This is a genomic window from Selenomonas sp. CM52, from assembly GCF_000292955.1.
Classification (GTDB): Bacteria; Bacillota; Negativicutes; order Selenomonadales; family Selenomonadaceae; genus Selenomonas.
Map to the genome: position 1 here is coordinate 118,249 of NZ_ALNM01000003.1, position 20,839 is coordinate 139,087.

Here is a 20,839-nt window from a genome sequence, read left to right on the forward strand (position 1 = left end):
ACAGTTAGTCAGATTGCATTCCTAGAAAAGTTTATACTCAGAGATGATCAAACGGCTTGTCCGGCAGATTGTCCATCGGGAACGCGCCGCGCGTAGCGGCATTTGCGGCCTCGATCGCCTGATGTGCGAGGTCAATCGAGAGGCCAAGCGTCCTCATGCACTGGTCGGGATTGTGGAAGCCGACGCCGTTTTCGGCTTCGACGTAGTCCCAATACCACTGCGCTTCGCGAATCAGCTCACGCGCGGGAGCGAGCTGCTCATCCGTCGCGCCGGCTTCTGCCGCCGCCTTGATGGCGAGGTGCGCCTTGGCGCACGTGATGCCCGCCGTCCTCTGCAGTTTGAAGGTATTGTCGTGAATCGTCTTGACGCGTGCGATGAGCACTTCCTTGCTCTCATCGTGGCACTTGAGGCATGCATCCTCGACGTACTTCAACGGGCTGGAAATATAATGCGACGTGTACTTCTGCCCGTTCTTGCGCATGTACGGCATGTGGCAGTCGATGCAGGTGACGCCCGCGTCCGCATGGACGCTCGTCTTCCAGACGTCGTAGTCGGGATGCTGCGCCTTGAGCATCATCGCGCCCGAGTCGGGATGCTTCCAGTCGCCCTTGAAGCCGCCCGGCAGATCGGTGCGCTTGTAGTACTCGTACATCTGCTCCGCCGTGTAGCCGTTGTCGCGCGGGAACACGACGCGCCCCTTCTTGCCCTGCTCGAAGTAATACTCCGTATGGCACTGGCCGCAGACGAGGGCGCGCTTGTCGTTGTCGCTGAGCTCGTCCCATGTCTTGCCCCAGTTGCGCTCAAGATCTTCGATCTGCGCAGGAATGACGAGACGCAGCTTCATCGTCTTGACGTCGTGGCACGTCGCGCAGGCGATCGAAGCGTCGTTCGGCACTTGATCGGCAAGCTCCTTGAAATCCTTCAGCGTGTAGTCCCAGCCCATCGTGTCGAAAAAAACGTCTTTCGTATAGGCGCTCTTACAGGTGATGCAAGAGCCCGACTGATTGACCTTGGTCGTGCGCAGCGAGTTCTTGACGTCCTCAAGCGCGTAGACATGGCCGCGGTCATCGTCATACTGCAGGGAAAAGGCATAGCCCTTCCAGTTTTCGATCATCTCGGGTTCGTCCATGAGCCTCGAATGGACGCCAGAACTGCCGTAGCCCGTCGGGGTCGGCGAATCGCTCGCCGTCATCTTGTACGATTCGTATTCGAGCGGATATGCCTCCTTGAAGGCTTCCATGCCGAGATGGGCATTGTTCTCCGTCGGTATCTGAGCGAGCTTGACGGAACTCGATGGCTGGGCGATGCCGATGCGCACGATGACGAAACCGAAGAACGCAACGCAGACGACGATGACGCCCAGCAAACACTTTTGCAGCTTACTCAACTTTGATCCCTCCTTCCAGGTGATTGGAGCCATGTGCCACGCTCCTGTGGCACTTCAGGCAATCGGTATTGGCGTCCATCGGACCTGCGTGGACGACTGCCATCGTCGCGCTGTGGCAGCGCAGGCAGTTGCCGTTCACGATCTTTTCTGCGTCTTCCGAGATGCGGATCTTGGCAGGATAGTCGCGCTTCAGCTCGTGGTAAACGTCGATCATGCCGCTTCGTCCCTTCTCGACGAAGTACGCCGTCATGCTGTCGTGCGGCAGGTGGCAGTCCACGCACTCGCGCTCCCGGTGCGACGATTCCATGAACGTCGCCTTCTCCATCTTCATCGCATGGCACTGTCCACAAAATGTGGGAGAGCCGGAAAACGACAGCCCCGCCGAAGTGCAGACGGAAAAGATGACGCCTGCGGCGAAGCCTCCGATGATGCACTTCAGCGTGTTCTTCTGAAAGAATTCCTTTGCTTCCAATCCCCTTCCCTCCTTTCCATAAACAAAGGGGTTCGTCTCCTCAAAAATATATGCCTAGCATCTCCTCCTTAGGGCGCACGATGTGCCGAAAAAGGTGAATGCCGCACCGAGCCACAGAAGCCAGAGCAGCGGCTTGTTGCTGACGGACGCCGTCAGCGGCAGCCGTGCTTCCTCCTCGATTGCCGGCAGTATTTGCAGCATGATGCTCTTCTTGTCCTCGGAGATGCCCAAGAGGCGCAATCGCCTCTTGCCATTGAGAACGGCAAAGGATTCCGTCGCCGCCTTCATGCCTGCAGCCGTCAAACTGACTTCGGCGAGGTCGACGGTCTCGCCGTCAGTGACGGCGATGTCCGCGAGAAAGAGGCGGCGGCCCTCATCATCGGGCTCTTCTTCTATGACATGCTCCAGACGGTAGGCTACATCCCCCTCCAAAATGGCCTTGCCGCGCTGCAGCACGATCTCGTGACCGACGGCAGCAGGCGAGGGAGCAATGTAGATGTCGCCCGCCGCGCCGTGCGCGATAGCAGGCTCTCTCGCCGCATCCTCGCCGCTCGCACTGAGTTTCGTCAAGGCGCGCACTTCCTCGCCGTCGACGCGGAACACATACTCCTTCTCCCTGCGGCTTTCAGAAAGATCCATGCCCTCGTAGAGAATCGAGTTTCTGCCGAAGGACTGCGGCTCATCCGGCACAAACTCAAGCGTCGTGCTCGTTCCCGCCGCGGCGAGCGCTATCGTAAAAAGAGCCAGAGCCGCGCCCGCGTGTGCGACGGCTGCGGCAAGGCGAAGTGCACCGCCGCGCCAGGCGAGAACACTCGCGAAGACGGCGGCAGCCGCAGCGCCCGCGAGGACGAGCGAGGAGACTTCTCGGACGCCTGCGAGTCCTGCCGCCGCCGCACCCGCGAATATAGCACCGATGAGAGCCTTTGGCAGCGATGCCTGACCCTCGCCATAGTGCAGCAAGGAGCCAACTGCCATCGCAAGCAGCATACAGATGGCGAGCGGCAGGCTCGTCTTGACGTAGAAGCCCGTGTCGACGGCGGCGGAATCGCCGCCAAGCCCTGTGAGAAGCGGCATCGACATGCCGATGAATACGATGATGGCGAGAAAGGTCAGGGCAAGACAGCCGAGCAAGAGGAAGAATTCGCGGCTTCGATGCACCGGGTACGGGGAGCCTTTGGGGAACTTTCCCGCACGCCAGACGAGAAGCGAAAGCCCCGCCAGCGCTACGATCGCATCGACGGCGACGAGCCAGAGGCCGACGCCCGTGCCGCTGAAAGAATGCACGGAGAAGTCGCCCAAAAGGCCGCTTCGCGCGAGGAACGTGCCGTAGAGCGCAAGCGCATAGGAGAAGATGGCGGAAAGATGCGCAAGTGCGAGATTCGTCGGGCGCACGCGAGCGGCAGAGAGCAGGTGGACGAGGACGCCCGCCGCGAGCCACGGCACGAGCGAAGAGTTCTCCACGGGATCCCAGCCCCACCAACCACCCCAGCCGAGCACCTTGTACGCCCAGAAAGCGCCGACGAAGATACCCGCGCCGAGGAGCGCCCATGCAGCGAGCGCCCAGCTTCGCGCAAGCGCGAGCCACGCCGTGCTGTCCGCCTTTTCAGATAGCAGCGCCCCCAAGGACGCCGCATACGGCACGGCGAGCAGCGCGTAGCCAAAGAACACGAGCGGCGGATGAATTGCCATCCATGGGTCTTGCAGGAGCGGATTCATTCCCGCACCGTCAGCAGGCGTATAGCCCTCCGTCACAGCAAACGGACTGTAGAAGAGGACGAGCGCCGCCAAAAGAGCCTGCAGAAAGAAGAACACGGCCTGACCTGCATTCCCGAGCCGTGCGCGAAGGGCAAGCGCCGCGCCCGCCGCCGCATGGAAGAAAAGCCACAAGAGGAATGAGCCTTGCTGCCCTGCCCAGAAGGCAGAAACCTTGTAGACGAGCGGCAGATCGAGCGAGGAATAGCTCCACACATAGTCGATGTCGAAGCGATCGTGCAGAATCAGCCAGAAGAGCCATGCGCTCGCCAAGGCCGCCGCGAAGAAGGAGGCGAGTGCGAGCACCTTGCCCGCCGCCGCCTTCCCGCGCCCCCACGAAACTGCCGCCGCCAGCGCAAAGATGAGCGAGAGTACGAGGAATGCCGTGCCGGCTGTCATAATGAACCGCCTTTCATCTTCTCATACTTCGACGGACACTTGATGAGCAGCCGATCCGCCTCGAACGCGCCGTCCTTGTACGAGCCGACGGCAACGATGTGATGCGCCGAGCGGAATTGGTCAGGCTCCGTGCCGTGATAATGCACTTCCATCTTTTCTCCCGATTCATCGACGAGTCCGAAGACGAAATTCTTCCCCTTCTGTGCGGGTGCCGGAGCATCCGGATCGAGAAGCCCCTTGACCTGCACGGAGCCGTGCGCCGACCGCGCCTCGGCGATGTCGACATAGGGCGTGATGCTGTCGGCGAACGCCCAGCCCGCATAGAGGACGAAGAGGGCGATGAGTCCGAAGAGCACATACGATTTTTTCATGCGTCAGTCCTCCTTGACAGACCGAAAGAGCAGTGCGAAATAGAGCAAGGTCGCGTCGACAAGGCCGAGCGCGAGCACGCCGATCATCAACGGCTCCATCGCCACATGTGCGCCGCTATTCAGAAGAGGCTCGGGATGCAGCGAGAAGTAGAGGCGCGGCAAAAGGAAGACGAGGAACGGCACGGTCAGAAAGGAAAAGAGCGAGTAGACCGCCGAGACGAGCGCGCGCCCACGGTTTTCGGGCACAGCCGAGCGCAGCGTGAGATATGCGCCGTAGATAAGGATGAGTACGAAGATCGTCGTCTGGCGCGGATCCCAATTCCACCATGCGCCCCACGACAGGCGGCTGAAGAGCGCTCCCGTCACCGTGGCGAATATCACGAAGAAGAAGCCCAGCTTCGCCGAGCGTGCGCTCAGCGCGTCGAAGCGCTCCTTGCGACATCGCAGGAAGCGAAGCGCCCACCACGCACTCAAAAGAAAGGCGAGAACCGAGACCCACGCCGCCGGAACATGGAAGAAGACGAGGCGCACATAGTCGCCCAAGCCTTCTGCGGGCGGCACGAGGAAGAACACAGCGGCAAAGAGCGCTGCTGTCAGCACGATGATGAGGACGCGAAGCATAGATTCACCCCTTGTTCTTGAAAGAATCGGCAAACATTCTTTCTCGCCGCCGTTTCAGATTTCCTGCCATACGAAGTCAAAGAGCCACGAGGCGCCGAGCGTCAGAATCATGTCGTAGAGCGCCATCGCGCCGAGCAGGGAAGAGGACGGCAGGAGGGAGCTGAAAAGCTCTCCCGTGAGATTGAGCGCGGGCAGGAACACGGGCAAAACGACGGGCAGCAGCAGCACGGAAAACAGTCCGCTCTTCGCGCCCGCCCCGACCGTCAGCGCCGAGACGATGACGCCCGCCGCCGCCAAACCCCAGATGCCCAAGAATACGACGAGGAGAAAGACCATGGCGGCGAAGAAGTCCGCCAGCGAAAAGCCGAGAAAGACTTGAAAGAGCGCTAGGTCAAAGACGGCGAGCGCCGTGAGCATGAAGAGCGTGTAGCAGAATTTGCCGACGAACACCGCCTGCGCTCCGGCATAGATGCGCAGGGCGAGCAGCGTGCCGCTCGCCGCCTCCTCGTAGAACGCCCGGCCGACGCCCGCCTCCGCCGAGAAAAACAGCACGACCCACAAGAGTCCCGCCGCTACCTGCGGCTCAGGCGGCGCACAACGAAGCGCAAAGGAAAGCGCCGCGATCGCAGTCAAGGAAAACATGAACATCGCCGTCCAAGAGGAGCGGCTGCGCATGGCACAGGCGACCTCCCTACGAAAGATGAGCCGCGCCCCCTGCAATGCAGATCCTTGCATCGGCAGCCACCTCCTCTTTTTGCTCGTTCGTCGCCCAGAGCACGAGCCGGCCTTCTGCCGCCGCTTCACGCGCGAGCGAGGCGAGGAGCGTGCGCCCTTCCTCGTCGAGGTTCGCGCCCGGCTCGTCGAGCAGCCAGAAGGGCGCATCCGCGCCGAGCAGAACGGCGAGCTTCAGACGCTGGCGCATGCCCGTCGAGAAGCTTGCCGTCTGCATCCGCCATGCCTCTGCCCCCTTCAGTCCCACGCGCGCGAGGAGCGTCCGACGCGCCGCATCGGAAAGCGCAATGCCGCGCAGTCCAAGGAAGAAGTCGAGGTTCTCCGCCGCCGTCAGCAACGGGTAGAGCGAAAGCTCGGGCGAGAGATAGGCGAGATTCGCCTGCCACGCCGCTCCCTCGGCCTCTCCCGCCGCTGTCCGCAGCGCGACGCGCCCTTTTGTCGGCCGCAAAAGCCCCGCCGCCAGACGCAGAAGCGTGGACTTGCCGCTGCCGTTCGCCCCGCGCACGCTGGCGACGATGCCGCCCGCAAGCTCAAAGGAAAGTCCCCGAAGTACGCTACGACCCGCGAAGGATATGCTCGCATCCTCGAAGGAAAGCGTCAAGGAATTTTCCAACGGCAACACACTCCTTCGCACTTCGTCACAACAAGAAACGTTATCGATTTAACTTATGTTATGATACAAATATATTATATCATAATTTTTCCATATGCTAGCAATTTTTTATGATTCTTTATGATTTTGTATCAAAAAACCGCACTCTTGAAACAAATGCATCGCCGAAGCTTATGCAAATTATTTCAAGAATGCGGTATTGTCAATCGTAGTGACCTTTACAGGACAAAATCTCCAACGAATCTCGCGACACCCGATAAAGCAGACGGTTCTTCTCGTCAATTCTCCGACTCCAAAAGCCGCTCAACTCTCCTCTGAGCGGCTCAGGCTTGCCGAGTCCCTCGAACGGGTGACGTTCGACATCCTTAAGCAGCAGGTTGATCCGTTTCAAGGTTTTCTTGTCCTGCATCTGCCAAGCAATGTACTCTTCCCACGCATCGTCCGACCAGACCTTATTCATCGTCTGCAACCTCGATCAAATCGTGCTGCACGCCTTTTCCAGCATCAAGCTGCGCAATGCCGCGACGCAAACGTGCCAGGCTCTTCTCCGAATAGAGCGAATCCGTCAGAGGAGCGGCTCTCAGTTCAAACGGAATCCTGCGCTCCCGCGCGACGCGCCGCGCAAAGATCAAGATAGCGGAAGGCGCAGAAAGTCCGATATCCGCACACACTTCTTCAAAATTCGATTTCAAATCATCGTCCATGGATACAACAATATCCTGTGCCATTCGACGCACCTCCATAAGCTTTATTTCTTTCATTATATACCATTGCCAATGAATCCTCAAACGAAATTCCTCGCGAATTCTGCGGCTGAGAACTGGACGCAGATGACTTTCACGCTTATAATATAGGGAAAGACGGATTACATATCGGTTAAAGACGAGGACGATGCTTTATGAACAAAAATTTCTTCCAAGCGGCGCGAGAGACGGATCTCGCCGAGAAGCGGCGGCTGGATCGGCGCGGACAGCTGCTTTCCTGGCTGCGCCTCACGACGTTCTTCCTGTGCCTTCTCGCGCTCGCCGCCGCCTGGGACACGGGCGCACTTGAGATATATCTCGTCGCCGTCGCGCTCGCCTGCTGCTTCACCGCGCTCCTGCGCCGTCACGGCAGGCTCTTCGAGCAGCGCCTGCTCTTGGAGAGCCACATCGCCGCGCTTTCAAACTTCCTCGCACGATTTTCGGGAGAGTGGCACAACTTTCCTGTGACGGGCGCGGAATATCTGAGGGACGAATTGCCGCAGGCGCAGGATCTGAGCCTCTTCGGCGCTGATTCCATCTACCAGTACCTTTGCGCCGCACGCACGAAGGCGGGGCGCGACCGCCTCGCCGACGCGCTCTCCCCCTTCCCTGCTGATCTCGCGCTTGCAAGGAAGAGGCAAAAAGCCGTCGAGGAACTGATCGCCCGCCCCAGGCTCGTCCTCGACCTCACGGCAGCAGCCGCTCTTCTGCCTGACGGGCACGATACAAAGCCGCTCCTCGCAGCGCTGCAAAGAAATACAGAGAAGCCCTACGCGGGCACGGCCTTCATCGCGTGGGTTCTTCCCGCCGCCCTCGCGCTCGCCATCGTCGGCGCATCGCTCTCCCTCATCGGCTGGACGATGCCCGCCATACTCGTGCTGCTGCAGTTCCTCATCGCCTTCGCGCTCGGCAGGCGCACGGCATCCGCGCAGAAGCCGCTCGCCGCCATGCACCGCGAACTGCGCCTCTACGAGCGTCTCTTTTCGCGCCTCGAAGATGCGACATTTCAAAGCCCGCACCTTATCGCACTGCAGGCGCAGCTCAAGGCGGGCGGCGCCGCGCGCTCCCTGCGCCGCCTCGCCGCCCTCGCCGATCATGCGCACACACGTCACAACCTCATCTTCCTGCTGCTCGCCAACGCCTTCTTCCTCAGCGACCTGCACTTCGCGCACCGCATCGCACACTGGCAGGAAAAGGCCGCCGCGCACCTCGGCGACTGGCTCGCCGTCTGGGCGGAAACCGAAGTGCTCCTCTCCCTCTCGACCGTGGGACTCGTGCGCGAAATGTATGCGTTCCCCGAACTCCTCGAAGACGCTTCGCCGCGCCTCGAAGCCAAGAATTTGACCCATCTCCTGATTCCCGAGGAAAAGGCCGTGCCGAACGACATCGACGCGACGGCAGGCACGCGCATCATCACAGGCTCGAACATGTCGGGCAAGACGACGTACCTCAGAACCGTCGCAAGCGCCTGCGTCCTCGCCTACGCGGGCGCCCCCGTGCCAGGCGAACGCCTTTGCCTCTCGCCACTTCACATCTTCACCTCGATCCGCGTGACGGACGACGCGGCGCACGGCCTCTCCACCTTCTATGCCGAAATCCTGCGCATCAAGAGCATGATGGCGTTCAAGGAAAAGAGCCTGCCCATGCTCATCGTCATCGACGAAATCTTCAAGGGCACAAACAGCGCCGATCGCCTCATCGGCGCAAGAGAAGCCATTTCGCGCCTCACAGGCGCGGACTTCATCACCCTCGTCTCCACGCACGACTTCGAGCTTTGCGAGATCGAAAGCGACGCCGCCCCCGTAACGAACTGGCACTTTGAAGAAAGCTACGAGGACGACAAACTCCTCTTCGACTACAAGATCAAAGAGGGACGCTGCACGACACGCAACGCTCAGTATCTGCTGAAGATGGCTGGCATCATGGAGTGATGCGCGAAAAGCCTTGCCAGCCGCGCCTTCGTCTGCTATGCTTATAGCCTGCACGCACACTCCCCGCTTTGCGGACGCTCGTGCGCGGCCTTATCTTCGCTCTGCTTGTTGGGAGGAATCATCATGGAAATCCTGCGCTCGGTCTGTCCCTACGACTGTCCCGACTGCTGCGGCCTTCTCGTCGAGGTCGAGGACGGGCTGGCACGAAAGGTCAAAGGCGATCCCGCACACAGCTTCACGCGCGGCACGCTCTGTCCGAAAATGGCGCATTACGAGCGCACCGTCCATTCGCCGCGCCGTCTCCTCACACCGCTCAAGCGCACGGGAAAGAAGGGCGCAGGCGAGTTCCGTCCGATTTCCTGGCCCGAAGCGGTGCAGGAAATCGCCGCACGCTGGCAGGAAATCATCGCGCAGTACGGCGCGGAGGCCATACAGCCCTACTCCTACGCAGGAACGATGGGACTCTTGCAGCACGACGCCTATCACGCGCTCTTCCGCGCACTCGGAGCGGCAGAGCTTGACCGCACGATCTGCTCCCCCGCAAAGCGTCATGGCTGGAACTCCGTCATGGGAGCGACCCTCGCCATCCGCCCGCAGGAAGCACAGCAAAGCGATCTCATCATCCTCTGGAGTCTCTCCATGCTCGCGACGGACATCCACTTCGCGCACGATGTGCAGGTGGCAAAAAAGCGCGGCGCCAAAATCTGGTGCGTCGATACATACGAGACGGCAACGGCGCGCCAGGCCGACCGCGCCTTCTTCGTGCGCCCCGGCACGGACGGCGCACTCGCGCTCGCACTGCTCCACGTGCTGGAAAAAGAGAGCCTCACAGACGAGGCTTTCCTCGCCGCGCATGTCCAAGGCTGGCAAGAACTGAAAAAAGATGTCCTGCCGCATCATACGCCGGAAAGCGCCGCTGCCGTCACGGGACTTTCTCCCGAGGCCATACGAGAACTCGCCCTCGCCTACGGCAAGGCGCGCGCGCCTTTCATCCGTCTTGGCAGCGGCTTCTCGCGCTATACGAACGGCGCGATGACGACGCGCCTCCTGCTCGCTCTGCCCGCCGCCGTCGGCGCATGGAAGAAGCCGGGCGGCGGCCTCCTCTCCTCCGTGCCGGGCAGCCGCGCCTTCAGCAAGGACATCGTGCAGCGCCCCAACCTGCGGAAAAACGTGCGCCTCGTCAACATGTGTGAAATCGGCAACGCCTTGACCTCCGCCTCGAAGCCGCCCATCAAGAGCCTCTTCGTCTACTCCTCGAATCCTGCCTGCACCGCGCCCGACCAGAAGAAAGTGACCGAAGGGCTTCTGCGCGATGACCTCTTCACCATCGTGCACGAACGCTTCCTGACCGACACGGCGCTCTATGCCGACATCGTGCTGCCGGCGACGACCTCGCTCGAGCACAGCGACATCTATGCAGCCTATGGACACTACACGATCCAGCGTGGCGAAGCCGTTATTCCGCCCGTCGGCGAGTCGAAGCCGAACTGGGCAGTCGCCTGCCTGCTGGCCGACGCCCTGGGGCTTGACGACCCGTTCTTCAAAAAAAGCGAGGATGAACTCATCGACGAGCTGATCTCCTCGACCGACGCCTGGCCGCTTCCCGTGGACAAGGCAGCACTCGCCGCAGGGCTGCCCGTCGACCTTCCTCTGCCCGAGAATTACAAGCTCGACTTCAAAACGCCCTCGGGCAAGATCGAACTTCTGAACCTGAAGGAAGAGCCGCCCCTGCCCGACTACTTCCCCGCCCACGGCGACGACGAGCCGTTCCAATTCATCAGCGCTCCCGATGCACGCATCCTCGACTCCTCCTTCAACGAGCGTGAGGAACTCTCGCGCGGCAAGGTCATGGAACTGCTGATGCACCCCGACGATGCAGAAAAGCTCGGGCTTATAGACGGCGACCCCGTCGTATGCAGCAACGAGCGCGGCGCGGCCGGCTTCACGCTCGCCCTGAGCCGCCGCGTCCGCCCCGGCACGCTCGTCAGCGAAGGCGTCTGGTGGCGCGCCTACTGCAAGGGAAGGCGCGGCCTCAACATGCTGACCAGCCAGCGCCTGACCGACAAGGGCGGCGGCAGCACCTTCTACGACGTAAACGTCCGCGTCGAGCGGGAGTCGTAAATCCACGACTCCCTGCCCTGCAGAAACTTCAAGAACTGCAATGACATTCCCGCCGCCTTCATGGGCGGCTTTTTATTGCCACACGACAGTTGTGCTTGTTTTTTGATTACTTTTATGTTATCATTTTATTATCCAATCCGAAGGAGTCATGCGAATGAATCCGGTTTATGAAATCCTTATGACAGAAGAGGTCGATGACTATATCGCCTCATTGGACGAACACGCCATGACAAACAAAGAGGCAAAGCAGCAACTGAAACGCCTTTATTATCAGCTGGAATTATTGGAACAACTCGGAACCCGCGCACCAAAGAAAATCTGCCGTTATCTGCGGGATGATCTTTGGGAACTGCGTCCAGGCGATGATCGAATCATTTTTTTCGTCTGGCAGAACGGCACGATCGTCTTGCTGCACACCTTCTCAAAAAAGTCACAGAAGACGCCTGTGCAGGAAATCCGTACAGCATTACGAAAAAAACAACAATGGGAAAAAGATTTTTCATCACGCTAAAAATCTACAGCTAAAAGGAGTCCTTATCATGCGTAGTTGGCAAAGCAAAAAAAAGGAAATTCAATCCTTGACGGAAACTGAAAAAAGTGAACTGTCTCTTGCCGCAAGTCTGGTTGCGCAGATTATCGAAACTCGCGAGAAAAAGGGATGGACGCAGAGAGATTTGGCACAAAGATCAGGCATTGCACAATCTTCCATTGCTCGTTTTGAAAGATGCGGTGCCATGCCGAGGCTCGATACTTTTGCCAAAATTTCCAACTGCGTGGGACTTCGCCTCGCCTTAGTAGAAAATCCATAAAGAGGCCTGTCCGTTCGCCGCCTTCACGGGCGGCTTTTTACCGTTTTCTTTTGCAAAAAAAGTTCATGTGTTATATAATACTATGAGATGTGTATTGATCGGCTAAAACTTGCTGGACGTATGTTCAGCTATCACACAGGACACGAAAGGAAGATCTGATATATTCAGCGCTTCCTAAAACAAAATTTTCGGAGGTGTATATTTTTTGGCTTCAAATTCTTCAAACACACATTCTGCCAATCATTCGGCCAACGCAAAAAAATTACAGGTCATCCCCTTGGGCGGACTCGGGGAAATCGGCAAGAACATGACGGTATTGCGCTTCGGCAATGATATCCTCGTCATCGACGCGGGACTGATGTTCCCGACGGAGGACATGCTCGGCATCGACCTCGTCATCCCGGACATCACGTATCTGTTGGAAAACCGCGACTGTATCAAAGGCATCGTGCTGACGCACGGTCACGAGGATCACATCGGCGCTCTGCCGTACGTCCTCACGCAGATCGACGTTCCCGTCTACGGCACGCCGCTGACGCTCGGCATCCTCAAGGGACGCTTGGAGGAGCGCGGCGTTTCGACGCAGAACCTCCATCCCATCATGGCGGGCGATCAGCTGCGACTCGGCTGCTTCGCCATCAAGTTCGTGCGCGTGAACCACAGCATCCCCGATGCCGTGGCGCTCGCGATCCGCACGCCGCTCGGCACGATCTTCCACACGGGCGACTTCAAGATGGACTACACGCCCGTCGACGGAAAACTCACGGACTTCAAGACGCTCTCAGAAATCGGCAACAAGAGCGTGCTGCTCATGCTTGCCGACAGCACGAACGCCGAGCGCACAGAGCCTGTACCGAGCGAAGCGACCGTCGGCGTCGCCTTCGACCGCGTATTTCGGCGCGCACGCGGGCGCATCATCGTCGCGACCTTCTCCTCGAACGTCTCGCGCATCCAGCAGATCATCGACTCCGCCGTGCGCTACCGCCGCAAGGTGGCGATCCTCGGCCGCAGCATGGTCAACGTCACGAACATCGCTATGGAACTTGGCTATCTGACCGCGCCCGAGGGAACGATCGTCGACATCGACGAGATCGGCCGCTACAACGACAACCAGATCGTCATCGCGACGACGGGCAGCCAAGGCGAGCCGATGTCCGCCCTGACGCGCATGGCGATGAGCTCACATCGCAAGGTCAACATCACGCCGATGGACACCATCATCATCTCGGCGACGCCGATCCCCGGCAACGAACGTTACGTCGGCAAGACCATCGATCTTCTCCTGAAACTCGGCGCTGACGTCGTCTACGGCAGGAGCGAGGGCATCCATGTCTCCGGTCATGCCGGCCAGGACGCCTTGAAGCTCATGCACAATTTGATCCGCCCGCGCTACTTCATGCCCGTACACGGCGAGTACCGCATGCTTGTGCGCCATGCCAAGCTTGCAGAGAGCCTCGGCATGCCCAAGGAGAACATCTTTCTCAACGAAAACGGTGGCATTCTTGAATTCACGCGCAACTCGGCGAAACTCAACGGCAAGGTGCAAGCAGGCATCGTGCTCATCGACGGCCTCGGCGTCGGCGACGTCGGCAACATCGTCCTGCGCGACCGCCAACAGCTCTCGCGCGAAGGCGTCATCATCGTCGTCGTGACAATCAACCGCTCTTCCGGACGCATGGTCTCCGGCCCTGACTTCGTGTCGCGCGGCTTCGTCTACGTGCGCGAATCCGAAGAACTCATGGATACCGCCAGAAAGCGCGTGTTCAGCGCCCTCAAGAAGTGCGAGGACGAGCACATCACCGAATGGTCCTCCATCAAGACGACCATCCGCGACGTTCTCGGACGCTTCATCTTCGACGCTACACGCCGTCGCCCCATGATCCTGCCGATCATCATGGAAGCGTAAATACCAATACACACAAGACAAAAAAGGCGTACAGACCAAAATCCACGGTCTGTGCGCCTTTTTTATTGCTTACAGATACTCCTCCAACTTCTCTCGATCCAAGATATGAATCGTGCGCGACTCCACCGCGAGGATACCTTCCTTCTGCATGGCGCTCAGCTCGCGCGAAAGCGCGGGGCGCGACACGGCGAGGTAGATCGCCGTGGACTCGCGGCTCTCCGATAAGCAGATCTTACCGTCCGCCTTCTGCGGCTGCAACATCAGATAGCGTGCGATCTTGCCGCGCAAAGAGCCGCTCGCGAGCACCTTAAGCATATTGTTCATCTGGTACGCCTTGCGTGCGAAATCGCGCAGAAGATTGCGCTGCAGGAGTCCTTGCAGGCGCATGCGCTGCGCTCTTTCCGGGTCGTCCGACTCGCCGAAATCCTCCTCCGCAGCGCCCTGCGTCAACATGCGGCTCGAAATCTCCAAAAGCTCCGTCGCTGCGAGCGCCTGCGTGAACATATCGTAGGCATGACGCTCGATGAAGAGATATACCTCGCCGAACATCACACCGGGCTTTCGTATCTCCCCCAGAAAGATCTGCCGTCCCGAATACGTGTCCTTCAGTATGCGCACAGCGCCCGAAACAAGCAGAAAAAGGCGCTCGGGCACATCACCCTCGTGAAAGATGATCTCGCCCTTCTTGTAGTGTACGAGGCGCACTTGGCTCGACGCGAGAAGCGCCTCGACATCATCATCCGTCATGCCGCGCGCAAGGCTCGTCCCCTTGAGCTGCTCCTTGATTTCCTGCCGCATGTCTGCCTCCCAGAACTCTTAGCCGCGAACGAGAGCCTTCTCGATCTCCGCCACATACATCGTATGGTAATCCTTCTCGGGATACCACTTTGCATCACACTCGCGCTCAATGAAGCACTCGGGCTTCATCTCCTGCGCATAAAGCTTGCGGCAAAGGAGCGCCAGCCGCGCCTCCGAAAAGTAGGTGAAGCCCCCTTCTGAAAGCGGCGTAAGTCCCGCCTTCTCGATCTTCGCCTCATCGCGCCCCGACACCGTGCCAAGGTAGTTCAAGACCTTGCGCTTCGACTCATCGAGCACAGAAAGCGTGAAGCCTTTCGCCCCATCGACGAACTCCTTCGTATAGCGCTGCGGACGGATGAAGATGAAGACGACAGGCTTGCCCCAGAGCACGCCCATGCCGCCCCAAGAAGCCGTCATCGCGTTCGCCTTGCCATTCTTCTCGCCGCAGACGACGAGCCAATCCTTGCCAATCAGCGTAAATACATTGTCCTGCAAATCCTGCGGCTGAATCTCCTTGAATGCCATATTGTATTCCTCCTCCATTGGTTCGTTCAGGCTCTTGTATGCCATTTCCCCCTACACCTGACCTTTACTAAAATGGGCATTTTTATAAAGATGAAAGCTTGATGTTTATAAAAATGCCTATTTCTACTATGAAGCCCCAAGAGGTCAAGCCGTAGGTGCAGACCGATTGGCTAGGCTTCTGTAAGGGCGTGAGGACATATGTACAGCGTGCCTCTTTGATTACGTCATCGTAGGAAGCGGGCGTAAAGGCAAAACATACCGCTTAGAGTGACGGCTGAACATATGTCCTGAAAGTTTATAAACGTCAAGCTTCCATCAAAGCCATCTCTCCCGCAACTCCTCCGCCAGCTGCTCGAACATCGCGATGAACTTCTCCTGACTGTCACGAATGATGGAAAGCGCGATTGGCTCGCTATAGGAATGCGCCACATTGTTACGCGCCTGTAAGGCCGCAAGCCAAATTTCTTCATCCTTGACCATCCGCGCCTGATACGCCAGCTTGATGACGCTCTTCGGCGAGCTGCTCTTATGCTCGCCATAGCCGCTCGCCTCCAACTGCTCCTTCATCGCCTTCCATGCCTGCTCGAAGCATATCTCGAAAAGCGACACCATGCCCGCCGTCGCAATCGTATCATAGGGAGGCTTCTTCCCCTCGATCTCCTTGAGATTTTCCAACGCTTTGAGGAAATTCTCTGCCTTTTTCATAAAGCAAAACACCATCCCTCTGAATCTCTGCCAAAAGCTCCGGCTGCACAGGACCATCCAAGTTGACGACATCGAACATCAAAAGCGTCGGCAGCTCTTCGTCCACATCGAGCGAGAAGCGCACAACGTCGCCGCCTGCAACCGCGAGATCGACGTCGCTGCGCTCCCAGTTGTCCCCGCGCGCCCGCGAGCCGAAGAGCACAACGCGCGACAAGCCGTACTTGCATGCAAGCCGCACAATCCCTTCGCAAATAGTATTCGGCAGATTCATCGAAAAACCTCCCAGTCTGATCCTATTCCATACGCCATACCCTCGCAGTTTCCATCCTCTCCCTCCATGCCTGCAGACTGCTGTCATTCAGCAAGCAAGAAGCCGTTTTTGCAATTCCTGCCAAAAATATCGAAAACTCGGAGAGTCATTTGCAGCGCAGTCCATATACACGCCGATCTTCTCCGCCCATTCTTTCTTGCGCGAACCAATTTCCCGATAAGAAGCGCACGACTTTTTTAAGTTTCTGAGACCACCCTTATGAATCGCTTCCGCCAGAACTTCCCATGTCCCGCAAATGCTGTCTTGTTCATAGCTGTCCAACACCTGCTTTTTCGCCAGAGGATACGCCTTGTAGATTGCTGATTCATCCCCCAACAGCCACGCCTCCACCTCTTCCACCGCGATGCAGAACACTCGGTCGACTGCGATATGGTTTTTAACGGCAACCTCTTCCAACGCGAGACGAAATTTGGCCGTATCACGGTCATCGTTATCCACAATCACAAAAATGGCTGCTTGGATGCCCTGCAAACTTTTAGAAAAACCTCGCAAATAGGTGGCCAGATCATTAAGCAATTTTCCTGTCTTTATCTCCTTCACCGTATTTTTCCTAGTGAAACCGCCAATTCCATGAAAATACTTAACATCATACGTCAGTAAAGGGACACCATCCTTCAGCTTCTCCATCAGCACCTCGATCAAAGCAGCACTCGACGAGCCCTCAATCATGAATTGAATATGCACAAGATCGACTCCTCAACCAAAATATGTATCGTACCATAAATCGCCCAAACAAACGCCCTCTTCGACCAAATCATTAACGAAGCGATAATCCGATGCGCGCTTGATTGTAGAAAATCCCTGCGAGTCTTTTTCCAACACCCATACCTGCTTCGGCTGCAGTGCATTGACGAAAAAAGGACTGTGCGTTGTCACAAATACCTGCTTCGCATATCCCGTGCCCACATTCTTATCCATTTCTTCAGCAAGTTTTCCCAAATATTTATGATACAAACCATTTTCCGGCTCTTCCACAAATACAAGCTGCCTTGGATTCCTTTCATTGAGCAAGAGATAATACGCAAAAAGCTTCAATGTACCATCGGACATTCTTTGTGAAAAAAACGGTTTCGCGAACCCTTTCTGCCAGAACTCCAAAACCATTTGACCATTCGGCAGTTTGAGCGGCTCGATTCTCTCGATATTCGGTATCTTGCTCTTTATTTCTTCCAAAACTTTCTTGAATGCCTTGGGGTTTTCACGGTACATATACTGCGCAACATTGTTCAGATTGCTTCCCGTGCGATTCAGATACGGACTTGACACGACCGTCTGTACCTGACGAGCAGCATCGGGAGTAAAATAGCATAAATACCAACTCTGCAAGAAATTCAGAAACTTTTCAATACGCGAATACTGCTTCATCGCCCCGAGTGTTACAACCCCCAATTTGCGCAAATCGGCAAGACGCACATCTTTCTTCTCGCCGCGATCAATGCCGCAGTCATCGTCCATACCACCATCATCGCCTTCGAAAGCATAGCCACGGCCTTCTTTCAGATACAAAAAAGAAAGCGGTCTTCCGCTTTTATGCCCCATGCGGTGTTGCCTCAATCGCTCCTCTTTCACATAAGGTCTGCCCGCATCATCCTTATCAATCGTAAGCTCATAGGTTATAGGACGTGTATTCGATGTTTCTCGATAATATATTTCAAAATGGATGGCTTCTTGACTGCCTTGCGAAAGCAATTGATCATATCCCCCACGATTATTTGCATCGCAAGCAGTTTCTACATCCGTGGACAAGCAATCCGATAGGAAGCCGAACGCATCCGCCAATGTGCTCTTCCCGTTTCCGCTCTGCCCGATAATTGCGACCATATTGCCGAATTCCTCGTTGCTCGTATCACTGAGAAGCTTCCCCATTTTGATATTTTTCAATGACCCATAGTTTTGGATCCCCATACCTAAGATTTTCCCCATCGAACCCCCTCCTTCTCCGCGCACTCGCGTACCAAAAAACACAACACACAATATACTGCAATGATAACAGCGCTGCCGCTCCCCTCGCGGATAGGATTCGGCAGATTCATCGAAAAACCTCCCAGTCTGCTCCTTCGGTTTGACCTCTTGGGGCTTCATGGTAAACTACACGCACAAACGTCCACTTTGTGGACATTGTGCGCCGCCCTTACAGAAGCCTAGCCAATCGGTCCGCGCCTTCGGCTTGATCTCTTGGGGCTTCATGGTAATATTTCTGCTTGCTGCTTCGTGGCGTTTCAGGCAAAGTCATGCGAAGTGCGCCGGAAGCCAGCAGCGGACGTATATATCGCCGCTGCACATATCCCACGGTAGCGATTCCCAAGAATGCCGCGATCTCTGCTCTTGTGCGCGGAACCTTGCAAAAAGCCAACAAATCCTGCTCGCCAAGCGAAAAGCTCTCTCTCACAGATTCTGATTCCCGCTGATTGAAAAACGTAACGACAAACTCATCGCGCCTATTCTCAAATTGCGGCTCAGGCAGACCAAAGGCGTGCATTTCCCGATACATCGTCGGAATCCCCGAATAACGATTTTCTGCCTCGGTGATCATTTCCGCCATAACTGCAAGCGCCGGATTGCGCAGATCCAATTTCGCCTTTCCCAACTGCTCGACCGTCATGCGCCCGTACAGACTGCCTGGACTATGAATCTCCAATCGATCTGTAAACATGTAGATCTGAATCGGCGTCCCTTCCGTATAAATGCTGTAATCTCGATGAATGAGTGCATTGAGCACAGCCTCACGAATAGCCGCAACAGGATACTCCGTCCGATCGCACCGTCTGCCGGTCCCCTTATCAATACTCACCTGTGTCTTCATATTGCGCCGACAGAAAACAAGCGCCTCAGCAAGCATCTCGGCCAGAGTTCCTTCTATGCGCTTATTATCCAAGAAACGTGCATCATTCTCATTCGTCGCACCAACTTCCTTGCCTGGAACGACAACTGCCGTAATGCAAAACTGCGTGAGAAACCCCTGCGGATATATACCAAAATTCAGCAGAGCCGCCAACGTAGGCTTGCCGTCGCGCAGCACATTCAGCAGCTCATAGGCGCGTTCACGCGGAATCTGTGCAAACCCTGGACGCTCTCTGCATTTCTCCTGCCAATAGGCCTCGGTCGCTTCCAACCGCAGATCTTCGCTCCTTGCCCGAGCTACTGACCGTTCATCATCATGCAGATGCTTGCGAAACGCTTCAAAGCTGTAAAGCTCATATTCCGACATGCAGTAATCGGCATCCCCGACACGCACATAGGAACCCTTCACTCGCCCCTTGCCCTTATAATAGCAAGGTCTCTCCGATAAGTCCAAACCAGGAATTTCCGCAGAGCAAACATCGAGGCCATCCACTTCCGCCACGGTAAAGACCGCTCGCACAGGAGGCTCCATCTGCAGACATTGCTCTCCAACCTTCTTTTGCAAATCATGCAGATCATATACACCCACAAGAGCGAAATCTTGTTCTTCATCAATGCCAAATAGCAACGTCCCTCCACCATCCTGATTGGAAAAGCTCGATAACGTATCATAAAGATGACGCGGGCATCCTTCATGCGCAGCTTTGACCTCCAACATCTGCGTTTCCGTTTTTTTCTGCAAAACCCAACGCGTCAATCCAACGAGATCTTCTATAATCATTTTACTTTTCCTCCATATCAGTAAGCTACACGCACAAACGTCTAGCCAATCGATCTGCACCTTCGGCTTGACCTCTTGTGGCTTCATGGTAAAATGATAACAGAAACATCACTTCTATTCAATGATTTTACATGTTTTTATAACAATTTATAGTTTGTTATCTAAAACATATAATAACAACACAATAATATAACAAGATTTATATCTTTGTTATATTCCATCCATCATACGCCAAAAATTCCATTTCCGTTTTATATCATCGTATTCTCATCGTTCGTCCTCTTCCCATCGTGCTGCCACTTCCCCCTCCAGCGCCGCCAGCATCGCAAAGTACTTGCCCTTCACAGCCGCATAAATCATCTGCGCCGTTTGCTCGTTGTATGTATGCGCAAACAAATTCCTCTTTTCGAGCATATCAAGCCACGCTTCCGCCTCTTGCACCAGCCCCTGCTTCCAACCCTCGCGTATGCTGGCCCGCGGACTGCTGACCTCGATTCTCTCGTAGGAAAGCACCGCTTTCATCAGCTTCCATGCCAGCTCAAAGCAAAACTCGAAGCGCTGAATCGTCGCGTCGAGGTACAAATTCAACGTCAGAAGTCGCCCTCGCCTCCCCCCGCGCTCGCGAGCCAAAAAGCTTCACCCAACGAAGCCGTGTCTTTTGCGCATGAATGATTCGATAAATCGCTTTCCAATGCTCTGATGGCAGACCATACACGCCTCTCACCTCGACCGCAATATCTTCCCCATATTCTCCGCAATCTGCGCATCCACATCATCTAAAAAACTCAAACTTCACAGATAAACAATCCGCTGTAAGCCTTGAAAAATCAATCTTTCCAGACAATAAAATAGCATGAGCGACATCCATTTGGTATAATTTAAGTACGCCACAAAAACATCCAATGGAGGCTCATGCCATGAATAGTATAGCACAAACCAACCAATCGGAGAAACAACTTTCCGAGAAAATGCAATATTTTCTCCGACGTTACCACGTCAGT

22 protein-coding genes are annotated in these 20,839 nt (G+C 56.4%); 5 read left to right on the forward strand and 17 right to left on the reverse strand.

Going from position 1 to position 20,839, the window contains the following annotated elements; translation table 11 throughout:
• Window positions 1–37 precede the first annotated feature (37 nt).
• From HMPREF1153_RS00750 to HMPREF1153_RS00790, 9 genes are all read right to left on the reverse strand, one after another.
• Window positions 38–1,387, reverse strand: coding sequence for an ammonia-forming cytochrome c nitrite reductase subunit c552 (locus HMPREF1153_RS00750; RefSeq protein ID WP_009644932.1), 1,350 nt, complete (start codon window positions 1,385–1,387; stop codon window positions 38–40).
• Entirely contained in the window at window positions 1,380–1,859 is a 480-nt protein-coding gene (locus HMPREF1153_RS00755) for a cytochrome c3 family protein (protein ID WP_009645019.1), read from the reverse strand. The genes HMPREF1153_RS00750 and HMPREF1153_RS00755 overlap by 8 nt, the downstream gene beginning before the upstream one ends.
• 54 nt (window positions 1,860–1,913) lie before the next feature.
• Window positions 1,914–4,010, reverse strand: coding sequence for a cytochrome c biogenesis protein CcsA (gene ccsA, locus HMPREF1153_RS00760; RefSeq protein WP_009644926.1), 2,097 nt, complete (start codon window positions 4,008–4,010; stop codon window positions 1,914–1,916).
• Window positions 4,007–4,381, reverse strand: coding sequence for a cytochrome c maturation protein CcmE domain-containing protein (locus tag HMPREF1153_RS00765; RefSeq protein ID WP_009645009.1), 375 nt, complete (start codon window positions 4,379–4,381; stop codon window positions 4,007–4,009). Before HMPREF1153_RS00765 ends, ccsA begins: the two co-directional genes overlap by 4 nt.
• 3 nt (window positions 4,382–4,384) lie before the next feature.
• Window positions 4,385–5,002 carry a cytochrome c biogenesis protein gene (locus HMPREF1153_RS00770; protein WP_009644978.1) on the reverse strand — a complete coding sequence of 206 codons (618 nt, stop codon included), beginning with the start codon at window positions 5,000–5,002 and terminating at the stop codon, window positions 4,385–4,387.
• Window positions 5,003–5,056: 54 nt separating this feature from the next.
• Entirely contained in the window at window positions 5,057–5,737 is a 681-nt protein-coding gene (locus HMPREF1153_RS00775) for a heme exporter protein CcmB (protein WP_009644961.1), read from the reverse strand.
• Complete coding sequence (gene ccmA, locus HMPREF1153_RS00780; RefSeq protein ID WP_009645029.1) at window positions 5,694–6,347, reverse strand: heme ABC exporter ATP-binding protein CcmA; 654 nt, start codon at window positions 6,345–6,347, stop codon at window positions 5,694–5,696. Before ccmA ends, HMPREF1153_RS00775 begins: the two co-directional genes overlap by 44 nt.
• Before the next feature lie 202 nt (window positions 6,348–6,549).
• A complete protein-coding gene (locus HMPREF1153_RS00785) occupies window positions 6,550–6,807 on the reverse strand; it encodes a Txe/YoeB family addiction module toxin (protein ID WP_009644941.1) in 258 nt (85 codons plus the stop codon).
• Entirely contained in the window at window positions 6,800–7,075 is a 276-nt protein-coding gene (locus HMPREF1153_RS00790; RefSeq protein WP_009644895.1) for a type II toxin-antitoxin system RelB/DinJ family antitoxin, read from the reverse strand. The genes HMPREF1153_RS00785 and HMPREF1153_RS00790 overlap by 8 nt, the downstream gene beginning before the upstream one ends.
• Before the next feature lie 170 nt (window positions 7,076–7,245).
• Between HMPREF1153_RS00790 and HMPREF1153_RS00795 the strand changes: the two genes are divergently transcribed.
• The 5 genes from HMPREF1153_RS00795 to HMPREF1153_RS00815 all read left to right on the forward strand — a co-directional run bounded on the left by HMPREF1153_RS00795 (window position 7,246) and on the right by HMPREF1153_RS00815 (window position 13,857).
• Complete coding sequence (locus HMPREF1153_RS00795; protein WP_009644953.1) at window positions 7,246–9,021, forward strand: MutS-related protein; 1,776 nt, start codon at window positions 7,246–7,248, stop codon at window positions 9,019–9,021.
• A gap of 123 nt (window positions 9,022–9,144) precedes the next feature.
• A complete protein-coding gene (locus HMPREF1153_RS00800; protein WP_009644999.1) occupies window positions 9,145–11,142 on the forward strand; it encodes a molybdopterin-dependent oxidoreductase in 1,998 nt (665 codons plus the stop codon).
• A gap of 154 nt (window positions 11,143–11,296) precedes the next feature.
• Entirely contained in the window at window positions 11,297–11,653 is a 357-nt protein-coding gene (locus tag HMPREF1153_RS00805; protein WP_009644905.1) for a type II toxin-antitoxin system RelE/ParE family toxin, read from the forward strand.
• A 28-nt stretch (window positions 11,654–11,681) separates the two neighbouring features.
• Window positions 11,682–11,951 (forward strand): helix-turn-helix domain-containing protein, encoded by a 270-nt coding sequence (locus HMPREF1153_RS00810; protein ID WP_006193394.1) that lies wholly within the window; start codon window positions 11,682–11,684, stop codon window positions 11,949–11,951.
• A gap of 205 nt (window positions 11,952–12,156) precedes the next feature.
• Complete coding sequence (locus HMPREF1153_RS00815) at window positions 12,157–13,857, forward strand: ribonuclease J (protein ID WP_009644947.1); 1,701 nt, start codon at window positions 12,157–12,159, stop codon at window positions 13,855–13,857.
• A gap of 69 nt (window positions 13,858–13,926) precedes the next feature.
• Here HMPREF1153_RS00815 and HMPREF1153_RS00820 read toward each other — a convergent pair whose 3' ends face one another.
• From HMPREF1153_RS00820 to HMPREF1153_RS00855, 8 genes are all read right to left on the reverse strand, one after another.
• Complete coding sequence (locus HMPREF1153_RS00820; RefSeq protein ID WP_009644972.1) at window positions 13,927–14,655, reverse strand: Crp/Fnr family transcriptional regulator; 729 nt, start codon at window positions 14,653–14,655, stop codon at window positions 13,927–13,929.
• Between the two features lie 18 nt (window positions 14,656–14,673).
• Complete coding sequence (locus HMPREF1153_RS00825; protein ID WP_009645032.1) at window positions 14,674–15,180, reverse strand: flavin reductase family protein; 507 nt, start codon at window positions 15,178–15,180, stop codon at window positions 14,674–14,676.
• A gap of 315 nt (window positions 15,181–15,495) precedes the next feature.
• A complete protein-coding gene (locus tag HMPREF1153_RS00830; RefSeq protein ID WP_009644910.1) occupies window positions 15,496–15,855 on the reverse strand; it encodes an HI0074 family nucleotidyltransferase substrate-binding subunit in 360 nt (119 codons plus the stop codon).
• Complete coding sequence (locus HMPREF1153_RS00835) at window positions 15,812–16,156, reverse strand: nucleotidyltransferase domain-containing protein (RefSeq protein ID WP_009645011.1); 345 nt, start codon at window positions 16,154–16,156, stop codon at window positions 15,812–15,814. Before HMPREF1153_RS00835 ends, HMPREF1153_RS00830 begins: the two co-directional genes overlap by 44 nt.
• A gap of 87 nt (window positions 16,157–16,243) precedes the next feature.
• The gene (locus tag HMPREF1153_RS00840; RefSeq protein WP_009644928.1) at window positions 16,244–16,900 is read right to left on the reverse strand and encodes a DUF4276 family protein; all 657 of its coding nucleotides are present in this window, start codon (window positions 16,898–16,900) and stop codon (window positions 16,244–16,246) included.
• A gap of 12 nt (window positions 16,901–16,912) precedes the next feature.
• A complete protein-coding gene (locus HMPREF1153_RS00845) occupies window positions 16,913–18,139 on the reverse strand; it encodes an AAA family ATPase (protein WP_009644935.1) in 1,227 nt (408 codons plus the stop codon).
• A gap of 208 nt (window positions 18,140–18,347) precedes the next feature.
• Window positions 18,348–19,838, reverse strand: a complete 1,491-nt coding sequence (locus tag HMPREF1153_RS00850) for an ATP-binding protein (RefSeq protein WP_009644909.1) — start codon at window positions 19,836–19,838, stop codon at window positions 18,348–18,350.
• Between the two features lie 267 nt (window positions 19,839–20,105).
• Window positions 20,106–20,426, reverse strand: a complete 321-nt coding sequence (locus HMPREF1153_RS00855) for an HI0074 family nucleotidyltransferase substrate-binding subunit (RefSeq protein WP_009644919.1) — start codon at window positions 20,424–20,426, stop codon at window positions 20,106–20,108.
• Window positions 20,427–20,839 lie beyond the last annotated feature (413 nt).